The organism is Streptomyces sp. RGM 3693, assembly GCF_050471125.1.
Classification (GTDB): Bacteria; Actinomycetota; Actinomycetes; order Streptomycetales; family Streptomycetaceae; genus Streptomyces.
Window position 1 is genome coordinate 139,726 of sequence record NZ_JBMPPQ010000001.1, and the last position, 17,430, is coordinate 157,155.

A 17,430-nucleotide genomic window follows, 5' to 3' on the forward strand; every position below is an offset into this window, starting at 1 on the left:
TAACCTTCAACGGGTGAACCAACTGATGTCCCACCCCGCCGCCGACCCGCTCGCCCCCGCACTGCCCGGCACGCTCCCCGAGGCACTACGCGCCGAACTCCTCGCGTTCCGCCGCGACTTGCACATGCACCCCGAGCTGGGCAACCAGGAGTTCCGGACCACCGCGGCGATCAAGGACCGACTGGAGCGGGCCGGGCTCCGCCCCCGGGTCCTCGCCACCGGCACCGGCCTCATCTGTGACATCGGTACGGTCGACGGCACCCCGGGCAGCCCGGTTGGCGAGGCGCTCGCCCTCCGTGCGGACATCGACGCCCTCCCCATTCCCGACACCAAGACCGTCGACTACGCCTCCACGGTCCCCGGTCGCGCCCATGCCTGCGGCCACGACGTGCACACCACCGTGGTGCTCGGCGCCGGTCTGGTCCTCGCCGAGCTGGCCCGCCAGGGCCGACTGCCCCGCCCGGTGCGGCTGCTCTTCCAGCCCGCCGAGGAGGTCCTGCCCGGCGGCGCCGCCGAGGCCGTCGAGTGCGGGGTGCTGGACGGCGTCGGGCAGATCCTCGCGGTGCACTGCGACCCCCGGGTGGACGCCGGCCGGATCGGCCTGCGCATCGGCCCGATCACCTCCGCCTGCGATCGGCTGGAAGTCGCCCTCGAAGGGTCCGGTGGCCACACCGCCCGCCCGCACCTGACCACCGACATGGTCACCGCCGCGGCCCGGGTCGCGGTCGACGTGCCGGCGGTGATCGCCCGCCGGGTCGACGCCCGGGCCGGCCTCGCCGTCACCTGGGGCCGCCTGGAGACCGGCCACGCCTGCAACGTCATCCCGCAGCGGGCCGCACTCTCCGGCACCCTCCGCTGCCTGGACCTGGACGCCTGGCGGCAGGCGCCGGACCTCGTCCACGCCGCGATCGACGAGGTCGCCACCCTGCACGGCGCCAAGTCCCAGATCGACTACGTCCGGGGCGTCCCCCCGGTGGTCAACGAGGCCGCCAGCGTCCAGCTGCTGCACGACGCGATGGCCGCCCGGCGCGGCGCCGAGGCCATCGAGGACACCGAGCAGTCCCTCGGCGGCGAGGACTTCTCCTGGTACCTCGAACACGTCCCGGGCGCCATGGCCCGGCTCGGCGTCCGCCCGCCCGGCGAGCTGAGCGGCCTCGATCTGCACCGCGGCGACTTCGACGTCGACGAGTACGCGATCACCGTCGGGGTGGAACTCTTCACCGCGGCGGCACTGCTCTGAACCCCGTGGAGCGTATAAAACGAGCCACACCCCGCCACTACGGGCGGCCGGCCCCGCGCCGGCCGCCCGCTGTGTTTCCGGGCCGTGCCCTGAGAGACGAATCGGTAACGGCGATGCAGTGGAGGGTTTTGCGCCAGGTCTACGCGCGTTAATCTCCCGACAAGCCAGCGCCACTGGGGGCGCTTACAGCGAAGGGAAGGCCCCGTGCGTCGGGTTATCAGGGTTGCCGCCGCGGCCACCGCCACCGCGTGTCTCGCGCTCACCGCCACCGCCTGCGGACAGAGCTTCGCCGAGGTCAACCGCGCCACCCACGCGGGTGTCGGGCTGGCCTTCGACATCGGCGGTCGGGACGATCACTCGTTCAACGAGGCGGCCGCCCGCGGTACGGAGAACGCCCGCAAGCAGCTGGGCATCAAGGTCAAGATGCTCACCGCGAAGAACGGCGAGACCGAGGCGGACCGCGAGCAGCGGCTGACGTCGTTCGCCGAGGCCGGGTACAACCCGGTGATCGGGGTGGGCTTCGCCTACAGCCAGTCCGTGCAGAACGTCGCCAAGGATTTCCCGGACACCACCTTCGGTGTGGTCGACGCGGTGCCGACCGGCAAGAACGTCGACGCGATGGTGTTCGCCGAGCACGAGGGGTCGTACCTCGCCGGGGTCGCGGCCGCGCTGAAGAGCAAGACCCACAAGGTGGGCTTCATCGGCGGCGTCAACAACGCGCTGATCCAGAAGTTCCAGGCCGGCTTCGAGCAGGGCGTCCGCGCCACCGACCCGAAGGCCAAGGTCGTCTCGCAGTACCTGTACCCCAACAACGACAAGGGGTTCAACGACCCGGCCGCCGCCAAGGCCAAGGCCCAGGGCATGCTCGACAGCGGGATCGACATCATCTACTCGGCCGCCGGCCAGTCCGGCGCCGGCTCCATCGAGGCGATCAGCAAGGTCAAGGGCGCCTGGGCGATCGGGGTGGACTCCGACCAGTACCAGCAGCCGGGACTGGCCCGCTACAAGGACCACATCCTGACCTCCGTGGTGAAGAACGTGGACGTGGCGGTCTTCGACCTGATCAAGAGCTGCGAGCAGCACAAGCCGCTGACCGGCATCCACACCTACGACCTGAAGCACGGCGGTGTCTCGCTCGCCACCTCGGGCGGCTTCATCTCGGACATCCAGCCGCAGATCAACGCGGCCCGGAAGCAGATCATCGAGGGTCAGGTGAAGGTCAAGGAGACGCCGAAGTCGTAGCCTCCCGGGGCCGGGCCGCCGGCCCTCGCCCCGCTCCTCCCCGCTCCGTCCCCATCTTCTTCCGTCCCTTCTGCTCCTTCGCCCCTGAGGGGAGTGCGCCATCAACGCAGCGCCCACCAGCAGCAGCCCGCCCGGCCAGGACGCCCCTGCTGTAGAACTCCGCGGGATCACCAAAAGGTTCCCCGGCGTCGTGGCCAACCACGACATCCACCTCACGGTCCGCCGCGGCACCGTCCACGCCCTGTGCGGCGAGAACGGCGCCGGCAAGTCCACCCTGATGAAGATCCTCTACGGCATGCAGAAGCCGGACGAGGGCACCATCGCGCTCGACGGCGAACACGTCGCCCTGCACTCCCCGGGCGACGCCATCGCCCGCGGCATCGGCATGGTGCACCAGCACTTCATGCTCGCCGACAACCTCACCGTCCTGGAGAACACCGTCCTCGGCGCGGAAAAACTGCACGGCATCGGCGCCGGCGCCCGCGCGAAGATACGGGAGATCTCCGACGCGTACGGGCTGAACATCAGGCCGGACGTGCTCGTCGAGGACCTGGGCGTCGCCGACCGGCAACGGGTGGAGATCCTCAAGGTCCTCTACCGGGGCGCCCGGACGCTGATCCTCGACGAGCCGACCGCGGTCCTCGTCCCGCAGGAGGTCGACGCGCTCTTCGACAACCTCCGCGAGCTCAAGTCCGAGGGCCTGACCGTCATCTTCATCTCGCACAAGCTCGGCGAGGTGCTGTCGGTCGCCGACGACATCACCGTCATCCGGCGCGGTACGACGGTGGCGTCCGTCGAGCCGGCCGGGACCACCCCCAAGCAGCTGGCCGAACTCATGGTCGGCAGCGAACTGCCCTCCCCGGAGACCCGCGAGTCCACCGTCACGGACGAGGAACTGCTGCGGGTCAGCGACGTGCGGCTGACCACCACCGACGCGAGCGGCGAGGTCCGCACGGTGCTGGACGGCGTCTCGTTCACCATCCGCAAGGGCGAGGTGCTGGGCGTCGCCGGCGTCGAGGGCAACGGGCAGGCCGAGTTGGTCGAGGCCGTCATGGGCACCCGCACGCCCGACGGCGGGACCATCACCCTCGACGGCACGGACCTGTCGCGGTCCTCCACCCGCGCCCGGCGCAAGGGCGGCATCGGCTACATCCCCGAGGACCGGCACCGGCACGGCCTGCTGCTGGACGCCCCGCTGTGGGAGAACCGCATCCTCGGCCACGTCACCGAGCGCCCCAACAGCAAGGGCAAGCTCCTCGACCTGGCCGGCGCCCGCAAGGACACCGAGCGGATCGTCGCCGAGTACGACGTCCGCACCCCCGGCATCGAGGTCACCGCGGCCTCGCTCTCCGGCGGCAACCAGCAGAAGCTGATCGTCGGCCGCGAGATGAGCCACCACCCCAAGCTGCTGATCGCCGCCCACCCCACCCGCGGGGTCGACGTCGGCGCGCAGGCCCAGATCTGGGAGCAGATCCGCGCCGCGCGCCGGGAGGGCCTGGCGGTCCTGCTGATCTCTGCCGACCTGGACGAGCTGATCGGGCTGTCCGACACCCTGCGGGTGATGTACCGGGGCCGGCTGGTCGCGGACGCCGACCCCGCCGTGATCACCCCGGAGGAGTTGGGCTCCGCCATGACCGGTGCCGCCAGCGGCCACCTCAGCGCGTCGGACGACACCGCCGCCACCCAAGGGGGTGGCGAGCAGTGAGCACGTCCACCACTACCCCAACGGCCAAGAAGAATCCGGCCGTTGCCGCCCTCGCGCGCAGCGCCGCCCGGGACAAGGTCCTGCTCGGCATCGCCGCACCGGTGCTGGCCATCGTCGCCGCGATCGTCATCAGCTCGCTGGTCTTCCTGGCGTCCGGCGAGAACCCGTTCCGGGCCTACGGGATCATGGCCGATTACGGCCACTACAGCGACAGCCAGGTCTGGATCATCAACAAGGCGGTGCCGTACTACCTTTCGGCGCTCGCGGTGGCCATCGGCTTCCGGATGAACCTCTTCAACATCGGGGTGGACGGGCAGTACCGCCTGGCCGCCTTCGCCGCGGCGGCGGTCGGCGGCGCCATCGCCCTGCCCGGCGCCCTCCAGATCATCCTGCTCATCGTCGTCGCGATGCTGGTGGGCGCGATCTGGTCGGGCATCGCGGGTCTGTTGAAGACCACCCGCGGGGTCAGCGAAGTGATCACCACGATCATGCTGAACTCCATCGCGGCCTCGGTGATCGGCTACTTCCTCCAGGACGGCCGGCTCGCCATCAAGGACGGCAACCTCCTGCACACCAAGTTCCTGCCGGAGTCCAGCCACTTCTTCTCCTTCTCCACCCACCCCAAGCCGGTCGAGGGCTTCGTGGTGGTCGCGGTGCTGGCCGGTGCCCTGTACTGGTTCCTGATCAACCGCACCCGCTTCGGCTTCGACCTGCGGGCGGTGGGCGCCTCCGAGCCGGCCGCCGAGGCCAGCGGCGTCAGCGTCAAGCGGATGATCGTCATCAGCATGCTGCTGTCCGGTGCCGCGGCCGGCCTGGTCGGGATGCCGACCCTGCTCGGCGAATCGTTCCAGTACGGCACCGACTTCCCGGCCGGCATCGGCTTCACCGGCATCGCCATCGCGCTGCTCGGCCGCAACCACCCGGCGGGGATGGCGTTCGGCGCACTGCTGTGGGCGTTCCTCGACCGCACCGGCTCCCGGCTGGAGTTCGAGGGCTACGCCCAGGAGATCGTCGGCGTCATCCAGGGCGTCATCGTGCTCTGCGTGGTCATCGCCTACGAGGTCGTCCGCCGCTACGGGCTGCGCCTCCAGCAGCGCAAGGTCGGCGAGGAACTGGCCGTGCTGGCCCGCGCCGGTGACGGCGACGGCAGCTCCGGCAGCACCGGCAACGCCGACAACAGTGACAAGCCGGAGGTGACGGCGTGAGTACCGAACTCAAGTCCGCGGCGCGGCCCGCGGCCCCCGGCACGGGCGGACGGCGGAAGCTGACCTACCCCTGGGTGCTGCTGATCATCGCCGGCGCGCTGGTCGCGATCTCCGCCCTGCGGGCCATCAGCGGTGCCGGGGACCTCACCTCCGGCGGCCAGTTCGGGGCCGCGCTCAGCGCCGCCGTGCCGATCGGGCTGGCCGGTCTGGGCGGTCTGTGGTCCGAACGGGCCGGCGTGATCAACATCGGCCTCGAAGGCATGATGATGCTCGGCTCGTTCGCGGCCGGCGCGGTGGGCTGGCAGCACGGCCCCTGGGCGGCGGCGCTGGCCGGCGTCCTCGGCGGTGCGCTGGGCGGCCTGGTGCACGCGGTGGCCACCGTCACCTTCGGCGTCGACCACATCGTCTCCGGTGTCGCCCTCAACATCCTGGCGCTGGGTGCCACCCAGTACCTCGCCACCCTGTGGTTCGGCCAGGAAGGCAGCGCCGCCATGGTGGCCGGCGGCAACGACAAGCAGTCCCCGCCGATGCCTGACATGCCGACCTTCACCGTCCCCGGCCTCGCGGACTGGCTGAACGGGATCGAGAGCCACCACTGGTTCCTGGTCTCCGACCTCGCCGGCGTCCTCGGCGGCGCGGTCACCGGCGTCTCCTGGCTGACCCTGCTGACCGTCGGCCTCTTCGTCGGCACCTTCTTCCTGCTGTGGCGCTCGTCGTTCGGCCTGCGGCTGCGGTCCTGCGGCGAGGCCCCGCTCTCCGCCGAGTCGCTGGGCGTCAACGTCTACCGCTACAAGTACGCGGCGATCCTGGTCTCCGGCGCGCTGGCCGGCCTCGGCGGCGCCTTCCTGGCGATCAGCGTGCACTTCTACCAGGACGGCCAGACCGGCGGTCGCGGCTACATCGGCCTGGCCACGATGATCTTCGGCAACTGGCGGCCGGGCGGCGTCGCCCTCGGCGCGGGCCTGTTCGGCTTCATGGACGCCATGCAGCTGCGCAGCGGCGGCCCGACCGTGCACGCCCTGCTGCTGGGTCTGGCCGCGCTGCTCGCCGGGCTGGCGCTGGTGCGGCTGCGCGCCGCCAAGCGGGCCCAGGCCGCGGTCGCCGCGGTGGCCGCCGCCGTTCTGGTGGTCTGGTACGCCCTCTCCGACAACGTCCCGCTGGAACTGGTCGAGGCCAGCCCGTACATCGCTACGCTGCTGGTCCTGGCGCTCTTCTCACAGCGCCTGCGGGCCCCGAAGGCGATCGGCAAGCCCTACCGCAAGGGCCAGGGCCACTGACGCGGGGAGCGGATCCCCGCACCCCGCGCGAAGCAAGAAACGAAGGAAGACAGCGCGCATGACGCACCAAGTGCCGGTCGACTGGACCGCACTGCGGACGCAGGCCCGGGACGCCATGTCCCGGGCCTACGCCCCTTATTCCGGCTATCCCGTCGGCGCCGCCGCCCTGGTGGACGACGGCCGCACGGTCACCGGCTGCAACGTCGAGAACGCCTCGTACGGTCTCGCGCTGTGCGCCGAATGCGGCCTGGTCTCCGCCCTGTTCGCCAGTGGCGGGGGCCGGCTGACCGCGTTCACCTGCGTCGACGGCAAGGGCGAGCTGCTCGTGCCGTGCGGCCGCTGCCGACAACTCCTCCACGAGCACGGCGGACCGCAGATGCTGGTGGACACCGCGGCCGGCATCCGGCCGCTGGCGGAACTGCTGCCGGACGCGTTCGGTCCGGGACACCTGGCGGAATGACGGCGGGCGGCGCCCCGCGGACAGCGGGTGGCGCCGCCTGCCGCCTGCCCTGGCGGCCGTCGCGTCTATGCGTGTAGAACGGGAGCTACCCGTTCGAAAGGAACCCGTCCATGGACGCCATCTCCGTCATCCGTACCAAGCGCGACCGCGGTGAGCTGACCCCGGAACAGATCGACTGGGTCATCGACGCCTACACCCGCGGCGACGTCGCCCACGAACAGATGTCGTCCCTCGCCATGGCCATCTTCCTCAACGGCATGAACCGCAAGGAGATCGCCCGCTGGACCGCCGCCATGATCGCCTCCGGTGAGCGGATGGACTTCTCCGCACTGACCCGGCCCACCGCCGACAAGCACTCCACCGGCGGCGTCGGCGACAAGATCACCCTCCCGCTCGCCCCGCTGGTCGCCGCCTGCGGCGCCGCCGTCCCGCAGCTCTCCGGCCGCGGCCTGGGCCACACCGGCGGCACCCTCGACAAGCTGGAGTCCATCCCCGGCTGGCGCGCCCAGCTCAGCAACGCCGAGATGCTGGACGTCCTGCGCGACGTCGGCTCGGTTATCTGCGCCGCCGGCGACGGACTCGCCCCCGCCGACAAGAAGCTCTACGCCCTCCGCGACGTCACCGGCACCGTGGAGTCGATCCCGCTCATCGCCTCCTCCATCATGTCCAAGAAGATCGCCGAAGGCACCGGCTCCCTCGTCCTCGACGTCAAGGTCGGCTCCGGCGCCTTCATGAAGCACCTCGACGACGCCCGCGAACTCGCCTCCACCATGGTCGGTCTGGGCACCGACCACGGCGTCAAGACGGTCGCCCTCCTCACCGACATGGCCACCCCCCTCGGCCGCACGGCCGGCAACGCCCTCGAAGTCCGCGAATCCGTCGAGGTGTTGGCCGGCGGCGGCCCGTCCGACGTCGTCGACCTCACCCTCGCCCTCGCCCGCGAGATGCTCGACGCGGCCGGCCTGAAGGACGCCGACCCGGCCAAGGCGCTGGCCGACGGCTCCGCCATGGACCACTGGCGCCGCATGATCACCGCCCAGGGCGGCGACCCGGACGCCGCGCTCCCCGTCGCCCGCGAACAGCACACCGTCACCGCCACCACCACCGGCACCCTCACCACCCTGGACGCCTACGCCGTCGGCCTCGCCGCCTGGCGCCTGGGCGCCGGCCGGGCCCGCAAGGAGGACCCGGTGCAGGCCGGCGCGGGCATCGAACTCCACGCCAAGCCCGGCGACCCGGTGACCGCCGGCCAGCCCCTCCTCACCCTCCACACCGACACCCCGGAGAAGTTCGACTACGCGCTCCGGGCCCTGGACGGCGGCATCGAAATCGGCCCGTCCGACACGACCTTCACCACCCGCCCGGTGGTCCTGGAACGCATCGCCTGACCTGCGCCTCCCCCACGCAGGCGAAGGGGACCGGAGGCCCGCCACCGTTCCCCTTCGCCACGTTCCGCCCGCGAAGGGCGCGACGAAGACGAAGGGCCCGCCCCACCAGGACAGGTGGCGGGGCGGGCCCTTCAGGTCGTGGGTGCCGGCGGTCCGGTATGAGGCGGAGCCTCTGGTGTCGGGGGGTCCGCCCCCAGGCCGTCGTTTCACGTCGTCCTTTGCGGCGTGAGCATGGCGCTTCATGTCCCCACGGATCCTGCTGAACGCATTCGGTCCGCTCATGCTGGAGCCCATCTCGTCTCCAGGCACGCAGGGCAGTTCACGGCGCGCAACCACTCCTCGACCTCGTCGTCGGGCCCTCCATCGCCGCACTTGGTGCGCAGCGCTTCGCCAACCTGGACGATCTCGTGGACGGTGATGACGTCGTCTCCGACCGTGCCGGCCATTCCGGATGGTCCGTGGGCCGTCGTCCTGGGCATCACCAGCCTGCCCTCGCCGTGTAGTGCGCCAGCAGCCACTGGCAGTCCCGGGCGAGGTGCCGCACCTTGACGTGGGCGGCCAGTGGGCTGTCACCGAGTCCCTCTGCCATCTGCCGCCCAATGGCCTTGAGCCGGCTGGTCATCTGACATACCTCGGCGCCGCTGGGATTTTTCTGATCAGGAGCTTCTTCTCGTACCTCAGTGAGAAGCACCGCGATGTGCCCTCGGAGAAGTCCCTCCGCCTCCGCCAGTTCCCCCGGAGTGGGACGGCCGGCGCCGAAGTGCAAAGCCCAGCGGATGGTCGCAGAGATCGTCTCTGTGTCGAGTCGCAACCGCTGCTGCAAACCGAGCACGGTTTTCTGAGGATTGTTCATATCCTGCGCCCCTCTCGTTGGCATGCGACGAGCTTTGTCGGGATGCGGGGCTACGGGAATGACCGGCAGGGGTTACCGAGGCGGAAATAGACTCGTTGCCGGTGCGACGCGATGATTGATCGCGCCGAGGATCACCCTGGAAGTGGGCCCTATGGACACCCCCGGTCCCCTGCACGGCCATGAGGTGCTGGAGCGTGACGATCTGCGCCGAGCGCTCGAAGAGCACGATTTCGCCGCTGTCTTCGCTTTGATCAAGAAGTGGGGCGGCCTCAGCCAGAACAAGATCGCTGTGGCCTGCGCGTTGACGCCCGGGAAGGTTTCACACGTCATCACGGGGAAGCACCAGATCGCTTCGATGGCCGTCATCCGCCGTATCTCCGACGGTCTTGCCATCCCGGGAGCCATGCTCGGGCTCGCTTCACGGCCATGGGAAGCGACGTCACCTCCCGATTCCAAACCCCCGACCACGGATGATCGTCAGCCTTCCAAGGGGGTGCCGTGGTGCCCTGATGCCACAGTCGGCTTAGCCCACCACCTGACGAGGAGCGATCTCGTGATGACCCGCCGCGTCGCCGCACGCACTCTGTCCGCAGCAGCAGTTACCGGGGTCACGTTGCTCGACTCCCTCGAAGGCTGGCTGCAACCCGCCACCGCGGATAATCGTGACCGACGCCCCGGGCGTTTGGGAGCATGCGACCTGGACGATCTGGAAACCACCGCGCGAACATTTCGCGCTTGGGACCATAAATACGGCGGAGGGCTGCGTCGCAAAGCGGTCCTCGGACAGTTGAACGAGGTCGCCTCCGCGCTCGACGAGAACCAGCCCCGAGCTATCGAACGGCGGCTGCACGGCGTCATGGCCCAACTCGCGGGCACCGCGGCCACGATGGCCTGGGACTCAGGGCTCCAGCGGCGCGCCCAGGACTATTACTTGCTCGCGCTACGCGCAGCGCATGCTGCCGGCGACACCGCATTCGGTGCCAACGTGCTCGCCGGCATGGCGCGCCAGATGCTCTACGGGGACCGTCCGCAAGACGCTCTCGAACTGGTCCGTCTTGCCCAGGACGGAGTCCGCACCACAGCCGGTCCGCGGTTGCGCGCGATGCTTCACACCCGCGAGGCATGGGCTTACGCAGCCATGGGGCGAAGTGCGGCTTTCCGGCGTGCTACTGGACAATCTCACGAGGCGTTGGCGTCCACCGGCCACAGCGATGAGCCTCACTGGATCAGCTACTTCGACGCGGCCGAACTGGCAGGCGTCACCGGCGGTCGGTTGCTCGACCTGGCCAGGCAAGCCCCCCGACAGCATGCACGGAGCGCAGCGGAGGCGATCCGAACCGCCCTTGATCACCGCAGCCCTGAAGCTCGCCGAAGCCACGCGCTCGACTGGATCGGCCTCGCCGAGTGCCACTTCCTCGTCGGAGACACCACAGAAGCGGCCGCCTGCACTCGGCGAGCGGTAGACGCCGCTGGGCTCACACAGTCTGCCCGCGTCCGCGATCAGCTGTCCCGGCTCTATCCCTATACGGTCGGTAGGGAGGCTCCCGGCTCTCTCCGCGAGGCCCGGGAGGAGATCCGTACGCTGCTCGCCGTCGCTTGAAAGAGACCCGCCATGACCGCCATCGCCGTAACCGGCCACATGGACCTGACCCCGAGCACCGTGCCGCTCGTGCAAGGAGCCATGCAGGAGCTTCTGCGCGCATACGCCCGGGAAGAACTGGTCGGCGTCACCTGTCTTGCCCGCGGTGCTGACACGCTGTTCGCCGAGGCTGTCGTCGAAGCCGGTGGGCGCCTCGTCGTCATCCTCCCCTCACGCGACTACCGCCAGGTCAAGGTCAAGCCTGACCACGCGCCGACTTTCGACCGGCTCGCTGCCCACGCCGATGTCGTGACCATGCCCTACGATGCCGCCAACCGGCAGGCGTACGAGACCGCCAACGGCGAACTGCTCAGGCGCGCCGATCGGCTCGTGGCCGTGTGGGACGGCACCCCGCCCTCGGGCAAGGGAGGCGGGACCGCGGACACGGTCGAACAGGCTCGGAGTGCGGGACTGCCCGTTGACGTGGTGTGGCCGGTCGGCGCCGCGCGCGGTGCGTGACCGTGCACGCCGCACGTCCGGCTGCGGGCCGAGCGGCGAAGGGCGCGACGAAGACGAAGGGCCCGCCCCACCAGGACAGGTGGCGGGGCGGGCCCTTCGCGCTGGGGGGTGTTACGCGGCCTTCTGGAGGTGCAGAAGGCGGCGTTCGGCGCTCGCCTTGCGGGTGGCGTACAGGGTGATGCCGGCGGCGCCGACCATCGCGGCCAGGCCGAGGAGGACGGTGCCCGACCAGCCGGCGGAGTGGAAGGCGGCGGCGCCGAGCGCGCCGCCCAGGCTGCTGCCGATGTAGTACGCGCACTGGTACAGCGCGGACGCCTGGGCCCGGGCGGTCTTGGCGGTGCGGCTGACCGACGACGAGGCGACCGCGTGGCCCGCGAAGAAGCCCGCGGTGATCAGGATCAGGCCCGCCAGCACCGCGCCCACCGACGAGGCCAGGGTGAACAGCAGACCGACGGTGGTGGTGCCCACGGCCAGGTAGAGCGCACCGCGCCGGCCGACCCGGCCGACCAGCTTCCCGGCCGCGGCCGAGGAGACCGTACCGACCAGGTAGACCACGAAGATCGAGCCGACGATGCCCTGCGGCAGGTTGAACGGCTCGGCGACCAGGCGGTAGCCGATCACCGTGTAGACCGCGCCGAAGACCGTCATGAACAGGGCGCCGATGGCGTAGAGGCGGCGCAGCAGCGGATCGGCGAGGTGCCCGCCGAGCGTACGGGCCAGCGCCCGTGGGCCCACCGAGCGCGCCACGAAGTGCCGGGCCCGGGGCACCAACAGCCGGAACGCCACCGCGCACACCACGGCCAGCACGCCCACCGCGCCGAGCGCCGCCCGCCAGCCCCACGCCTGGGCGACCCAGCCGGTGACGATCCGCCCGGACATCCCGCCGATGCTGTTGCCGGCCACGAACAGGCCGATCGCCGCCACCAGCGCCTTGGCGCGCACCTCCTCGGCCAGGAACGCCATCGCCGACGCGGGCAGCCCGGCCAGCGCGAGGCCCTGGACGGCGCGCAGCGCGATCAACGTGCCGAGGGAGGGGGCGAACGGCACCAGCAGCGCGATCACCGCGGCGACGGTGAGGGAGGCCGTCATCATGGTGCGGCGGCCGAACCGCTCGGAGAGCGCGCTGAGCGGGATCACCCCGAGGGCCAGCCCGAAGGTGGCCGCGGAGACGGTCCAACTCGCCTGGTCCGGTGCGACGTTGAGGTCCGCGGAGATGGCCGGCAGCAGTGCCTGCGTGGAGTACAGCAGGGCGAAGGTGGCCACTCCGGCGGCGAACAGGGCGAAGCTCATTCGGCGGTAGCCGGGGCCGCCCGGCCGCAGCTTGTCCGACTCGGGGTCGGTGGCCGCGGCGGAAGGAGAAGGGGAGTCTGTGGAGGACTGGGGAGAGGCGGCCGCACGGTCGGTGACGGACGCCCCGGTATCAGCGGGAGGCATGCTCCGAAGGTAGAAGGACGACATCTCATGCGTCCAATGCATCAAAACGCGATAATCGATGCTGTGACACATGATCGCAGCTCACAACCGTCTCTGTTGCAAGCTCGCAACAGAAAAGACATTTCGGAACACCCCCACTCGGTCCCGCCGACCGCCCCCGAGGCCGCCGAGCTGGGCCCCGACTCCTGGGCGCTGACCCTCGCCCCGCGGCTCGCCCAGTTCGCCGCCGTCGCCCGCCACGAGCACGTCACCCGCGCCGCTCACGAACTCGGCATGCCCCAGCCGACCCTCAGCCGCGCCCTGGTCCGGCTGGAGGACGACCTCGGCGTCGCCCTCTTCGCCCGGCACGGCCGCACCCTCTCCCTCACCCCGGCCGGCCGCGCCTTCCGCGCCGCCGCCGAACGCGCCCTGACCGACCTGGAACGCGCCACCGAATCCGTCCGCGCCGACGCCGACCCGACCGCCGGCAAGGTCGCCTTCGGCTTCCTGCACACCCTCGGCTCCGAGACCGTCCCCGGCCTGATCCGCAGCTTCCGCGCCGACCACCCGGGCATCCGCTTCCAGCTCGTCCAGAACTACGGCGAGGCGATGATCGAACGTCTCCGCGCCGGCGACCTCGACCTCTGCCTGACCTCCCCGGTCCCCGACTACCCGGACCTGGCGGCGCGCCGCCTCGACGAGCAGAAGCTCCGCCTGGTCGTCCCGGACGACCACCCGCTGGCCGGCCGCAAGCGGATCCGCCTCGCGGAGGCGGCCGGCGAGCTCTTCGTCACCCTCGAACCGGGCTACGGCCTCCGCCGGATCACCGACGCACTGTGCGCCGAGGCCGGCTTCACCCCGCGCGTCGCCTTCGAGGGCGAAGAAGCCGAAACCCTCCGCGGCCTGGTGGCCGCCGGCCTGGGCGTCGCCCTCCTTCCCCCACCCGCCGTCCCCCGCCCCGGCGTCGCCGAACTGACCGTCACCGCCCCCCGAGCGGTCCGCGAGATCGGCGTCGCCTGGCTCGACGGCCGGCTGGACACACCCCCGGTAGCCGCCTTCAAAAAGTTCCTCCTGAGCCGCCGGGGGGCGTTGCTGTCGTGACCCGACACCCCACCCCCGCACCGGAGTTGCCCCGGCGGTCAGTGCCGTAGTGACGTTCCGAAGCCCGATGCCAGAGGCATGCGGAGGCCCAGGGGTGGGGGAGCGGCCAGGGCGTCCTTGACGGGGCGGGCGTAGGCGTGGGTGAAGAGGGAGCCGAGGAGGAAGTCGGTGGCGAGGGCGTGCACCTCGGAGCGGTGCTGGTGCAGGGAGTGGCTGTCGGAGTGGACCTCGAAGCGGCAGGTGTCGCGGTTGATCTTCTTGGCGCGTTGGGCGTAGCGGTAGGAGAGGTCGGGGTCGATGTGTTCGTCGTTGGTGCCGTGTACCAGGAGGACCTGACGGCCGATCAGTTGCTTCACCGGGTCGGGGCCGCTGCCGTACTGGCGCGGATCGGGCAGCCAGGGGGCGAGGGCCAGGACGGCGTGCACGGCCGGGTGGCCGGCGGCGTGCAGGGCCGCGCGGGCGCCCATGCCGGTGCCGACCAGCGCGACCGGGACGTCACCGTAGCGCCGGACCACCTCCTCCAGCGCCCAGGTGGCGTCCTGCGCCGGGTGCGCCGCGGAGCCGTTCCAGCCGCGGCAGCGGTAGTGGACCACGTGGACGGTCAGCCCCTCGGGGCGGCCGGCCCGGGCCAGCCGGGCGGCCAGCGGGCGTACGGTCAGGGCCGGCACCGGCGACGGCCGGCGCAGCCCGTTCGGTCCGCACCCGGGCAGGAGGAGGGCGACGGCGTTCACCGTCCGGTCCGAGCCGCCCGCTCCCAGTGGTTTTCCCAGCCGGGCCTCGCGCACCGGCAGTGCTTGCTGAGCCATGACGAGAACGATGGCAGAAGGCGGCGCCCTGTCCACCCTGTGGACGGGTCACTGTTACGTATCGTTCGGCGAGATCTACGCGCGTAGGGGCTACAGTGCCGAAATGACGAGCGAGCTCAGCAACCTCCCGACCGCCGAACAGATCCGCCGTGCCCCCAAGGTGCTGCTCCACGACCACCTCGACGGCGGGCTGCGCCCCGGCACCGTCGTCGACCTGGCCCGCGAGATCGTCCCCCACAGCCTGGACGGCGTGGGCGGTGCCCCCATCGCCGGACTCCCCGAGACCGACCCCGAGAAGCTCGGGATCTGGTTCCGCGAGGCCGCCGACTCCGGTTCGCTGGAACGCTATCTGGAGACCTTCGCGCACACCTGCGCCGTCATGCAGACCCGCGAAGGGCTGTTCCGGGTCGCCGCCGAGTGCGCCGAGGACCTGGCCGCGGACGGCGTCGTCTACGCCGAGGTCCGCTACGCGCCGGAGCAGCACCTGGAGAGCGGGCTCCGCCTCGAAGAGGTGGTCGAGATCGTCAACGAGGGCTTCCGGGAGGGCGAACGACGGGCCCGTGAGCGCGGCCAGCGGATCCGCGTCGGAGCCCTGCTGACCGCCATGCGGCACGCCGCCCGGGCGCTGGAGATCGCCGAACTCGCCAACCGCTACCGCGACCTGGGCGTGGTCGGCTTCGACATCGCGGGCGCCGAGGCCGGCTTCCCGCCCACCCGTCACCTCGACGCCTTCGAGTACCTCAAGCGGGAGAACAACCACTTCACCATCCACGCCGGCGAAGCCTTCGGCCTGCCGTCCATCTGGCAGGCGCTCCAGTGGTGCGGCGCCGACCGGCTCGGCCACGGCGTCCGCATCATCGACGACATCGAGGTCGCCGACGACGGCTCCGTCACCCTCGGCCGGCTCGCCTCCTACGTCCGGGACAAGCGCATCCCGCTGGAGCTGTGCCCGACCTCCAACCTCCAGACCGGGGCCGCCACTTCCTACGCGGAGCACCCCATCGGCCTGCTGCGGCGGTTGCAGTTCCGCTGCACGGTCAACACCGACAACCGCCTCATGGGCGACACCAGCATGTCCCGGGAATTCGAGCACCTGGTCAAGACATTCCGCTACACGCTCGATGACCTCCAGTGGTTCACGGTCAATGGTATGAAGTCTGCTTTCCTTCCTTTCGATGAACGTCTGGCCATGATCAATGACGTCATCAAGCCCGGATACGCGGAATTGCGCTCGGAATGGCTCTTCCGTCAGTCGGCCACAACTCCCGCCCCCAGCAGGGAGTCTGACGCTGAGTGAGCGCCCGTGTGAGGCGTCTAGCGCAACGGCCGGTGGATTGTCCACCGGCCGTTTTTCCGCTTGCCAGGGGTGTTTGCGGCAGCGCCGGCGGAATCACTAGGTTTCCTAGCCGGTCTAGCCCCCATCACGAGGACGTAAAGCAATGAAGCAGGGAACGGTCAAGACTCTTGGTGCCGTCGCGCTCGGCGCCGCCATCGCAGCCACCGCCGCGGGTGCGGCCTCCGCCGCCACCCCGGCGGGCAACTCGATCGACACCAACGGTGTGCTGCACAGCCTGCCGGTGAAGGACGCCACCAGCACCCTCTCCGGGGCCACCAACACCAGGGGCGGCGGCAGCGACGTCAAGACCCACCTGAACAAGAAGGGCAACCAGCTGCTCGGCGGCATCCCCGCCGGCGCGGTCACCAAGAACCTCCCCATCGGCGGCTGATCCGGCCCCTGCCGTCCCCCAGGGGACGCCTCCCCAGGACCGCCCCGGTCCGTACGCGGTATCCCGTACGGGCCGGGGCGCCGTCGTGTCCGGGGCGTGCCGGGCTACCAGGCCGCGGCGTCGCGCGCCTTGTCCTCCGAGGGGAGGAGGACCCACAGCGCCAGGTAGACCAGGAACTGCGGACCGGGCAGCAGACAGGAGACCAGGAAGATCACCCGCATCGTCGCCGGGGACGTCCCGAAGCGGCGGGCGAGGCCGGCGCAGACACCGGCGATCATGCGGTTGTTGGCGGGACGGACCAGTGCGGCGGCCATGACGGGCTACTCCTTCTCGACGATCCGGGGCGGCTGCCCCGATGCCTCAAAAGTAGGTCCGGCCGCCGGAGAAAACGTCAGCCTGCGGGGCCAGGCCGACCCTGGAGATTCTCGGGGTCACACCCTCACACCGCTCGTCCCGACGGCGGAGCCGGGACCGGGCCCCAGGAACGACCGCCAGATGCATCAGTGCGACCCCGAGCGTATTCAGCAGCACCGTGTCGACGTCCGGGACCTGGCCCGGCACCGCGGTCTGCAGCAGCTCGATCGTCAACGAGATCATCGCCCCGGCGAAGACGGTACGGGCCATCGAGCCCAAGGGGGAAACGTTCACGCGCCCGCCGGCCAACGGCAGCAGCACCCCCAGCGGCGCCAGCAACAACATCGGCGCGCCCAGATGCCACACCGCCGACCAGCCGCCCCGCACCAGCTCGGCGTGGATCGACGCCAGCGGCTCCAGATTCGCGGCCGGCACCCACGGCACCGTACGCGGACGCAACATCAGCCAGCCGACGATCAGCAGATGCGCCACAAGGAGGAGAAACCCGGTGGCGCGCAAACGGGGGGCGACGGTGTTGCCGGGGCCATGACGCTGCACACA

General features: G+C 70.8%; 18 protein-coding genes. 12 read left to right on the forward strand and 6 right to left on the reverse strand.

Annotated features, from left to right (window positions below; translation table 11 throughout):
• Positions 1-25 precede the first annotated feature (25 nt).
• From ACO0M4_RS00655 to ACO0M4_RS00685, 7 genes are all read left to right on the forward strand, one after another.
• On the forward strand, positions 26-1,240 hold the full coding sequence (locus ACO0M4_RS00655) for an amidohydrolase (RefSeq protein ID WP_430371169.1): 1,215 nt from the start codon (positions 26-28) through the stop codon (positions 1,238-1,240).
• Positions 1,241-1,444: 204 nt separating this feature from the next.
• Positions 1,445-2,482 (forward strand): BMP family lipoprotein, encoded by a 1,038-nt coding sequence (locus tag ACO0M4_RS00660; RefSeq protein ID WP_430367540.1) that lies wholly within the window; start codon positions 1,445-1,447, stop codon positions 2,480-2,482.
• A gap of 190 nt (positions 2,483-2,672) precedes the next feature.
• Positions 2,673-4,187, forward strand: a complete 1,515-nt coding sequence (locus tag ACO0M4_RS00665; protein ID WP_430367541.1) for an ABC transporter ATP-binding protein — start codon at positions 2,673-2,675, stop codon at positions 4,185-4,187.
• A complete protein-coding gene (locus tag ACO0M4_RS00670) occupies positions 4,184-5,392 on the forward strand; it encodes an ABC transporter permease (RefSeq protein ID WP_430367542.1) in 1,209 nt (402 codons plus the stop codon). The genes ACO0M4_RS00665 and ACO0M4_RS00670 overlap by 4 nt, the downstream gene beginning before the upstream one ends.
• Entirely contained in the window at positions 5,389-6,669 is a 1,281-nt protein-coding gene (locus ACO0M4_RS00675) for an ABC transporter permease (protein ID WP_430367543.1), read from the forward strand. The genes ACO0M4_RS00670 and ACO0M4_RS00675 overlap by 4 nt, the downstream gene beginning before the upstream one ends.
• A 58-nt stretch (positions 6,670-6,727) precedes the next feature.
• Positions 6,728-7,129: a cytidine deaminase gene (locus ACO0M4_RS00680; protein WP_430367544.1), complete on the forward strand. Its 402-nt coding sequence runs from the start codon at positions 6,728-6,730 to the stop codon at positions 7,127-7,129.
• A 110-nt stretch (positions 7,130-7,239) separates the two neighbouring features.
• Complete coding sequence (locus ACO0M4_RS00685) at positions 7,240-8,517, forward strand: thymidine phosphorylase (RefSeq protein ID WP_430367545.1); 1,278 nt, start codon at positions 7,240-7,242, stop codon at positions 8,515-8,517.
• A 278-nt stretch (positions 8,518-8,795) separates the two neighbouring features.
• Here the strand turns inward: ACO0M4_RS00685 and ACO0M4_RS00690 are convergent, their stop codons facing one another.
• Positions 8,796-8,996, reverse strand: a complete 201-nt coding sequence (locus ACO0M4_RS00690) for a hypothetical protein (RefSeq protein ID WP_430367546.1) — start codon at positions 8,994-8,996, stop codon at positions 8,796-8,798.
• Positions 8,996-9,394, reverse strand: a complete 399-nt coding sequence (locus ACO0M4_RS00695) for a DUF6415 family natural product biosynthesis protein (RefSeq protein WP_430367547.1) — start codon at positions 9,392-9,394, stop codon at positions 8,996-8,998. The genes ACO0M4_RS00690 and ACO0M4_RS00695 overlap by 1 nt, the downstream gene beginning before the upstream one ends.
• Positions 9,395-9,521: 127 nt before the next feature.
• Between ACO0M4_RS00695 and ACO0M4_RS00700 the strand changes: the two genes are divergently transcribed.
• Complete coding sequence (locus tag ACO0M4_RS00700) at positions 9,522-10,970, forward strand: hypothetical protein (RefSeq protein ID WP_430367548.1); 1,449 nt, start codon at positions 9,522-9,524, stop codon at positions 10,968-10,970.
• 12 nt (positions 10,971-10,982) lie between these two features.
• Positions 10,983-11,468, forward strand: coding sequence for a hypothetical protein (locus ACO0M4_RS00705; protein WP_430367549.1), 486 nt, complete (start codon positions 10,983-10,985; stop codon positions 11,466-11,468).
• A gap of 111 nt (positions 11,469-11,579) precedes the next feature.
• Here the strand turns inward: ACO0M4_RS00705 and ACO0M4_RS00710 are convergent, their stop codons facing one another.
• Entirely contained in the window at positions 11,580-12,902 is a 1,323-nt protein-coding gene (locus ACO0M4_RS00710) for an MFS transporter (protein ID WP_430367550.1), read from the reverse strand.
• Positions 12,903-12,998: 96 nt separating this feature from the next.
• Between ACO0M4_RS00710 and ACO0M4_RS00715 the strand changes: the two genes are divergently transcribed.
• Positions 12,999-13,982: a LysR family transcriptional regulator gene (locus tag ACO0M4_RS00715; protein WP_430367551.1), complete on the forward strand. Its 984-nt coding sequence runs from the start codon at positions 12,999-13,001 to the stop codon at positions 13,980-13,982.
• A 38-nt stretch (positions 13,983-14,020) separates the two neighbouring features.
• Here ACO0M4_RS00715 and ACO0M4_RS00720 read toward each other — a convergent pair whose 3' ends face one another.
• Positions 14,021-14,788, reverse strand: coding sequence for an alpha/beta hydrolase (locus tag ACO0M4_RS00720; RefSeq protein ID WP_430367552.1), 768 nt, complete (start codon positions 14,786-14,788; stop codon positions 14,021-14,023).
• A 103-nt stretch (positions 14,789-14,891) separates the two neighbouring features.
• Here ACO0M4_RS00720 and ACO0M4_RS00725 point away from each other — a divergent pair, with 103 nt between their 5' ends.
• Both ACO0M4_RS00725 and ACO0M4_RS00730 read left to right on the forward strand, forming a co-directional pair.
• Entirely contained in the window at positions 14,892-16,085 is a 1,194-nt protein-coding gene (locus tag ACO0M4_RS00725; RefSeq protein ID WP_430367553.1) for an adenosine deaminase, read from the forward strand.
• 142 nt (positions 16,086-16,227) lie between these two features.
• Positions 16,228-16,515: a hypothetical protein gene (locus ACO0M4_RS00730; RefSeq protein WP_430367554.1), complete on the forward strand. Its 288-nt coding sequence runs from the start codon at positions 16,228-16,230 to the stop codon at positions 16,513-16,515.
• A gap of 104 nt (positions 16,516-16,619) precedes the next feature.
• Here the strand turns inward: ACO0M4_RS00730 and ACO0M4_RS00735 are convergent, their stop codons facing one another.
• Positions 16,620-16,829, reverse strand: coding sequence for a PspC domain-containing protein (locus ACO0M4_RS00735; RefSeq protein ID WP_100605028.1), 210 nt, complete (start codon positions 16,827-16,829; stop codon positions 16,620-16,622).
• A gap of 46 nt (positions 16,830-16,875) precedes the next feature.
• The gene (locus tag ACO0M4_RS00740) at positions 16,876-17,427 is read right to left on the reverse strand and encodes a VanZ family protein (protein WP_430367555.1); all 552 of its coding nucleotides are present in this window, start codon (positions 17,425-17,427) and stop codon (positions 16,876-16,878) included.
• Between the last annotated feature and the right edge of the window lie 3 nt (positions 17,428-17,430).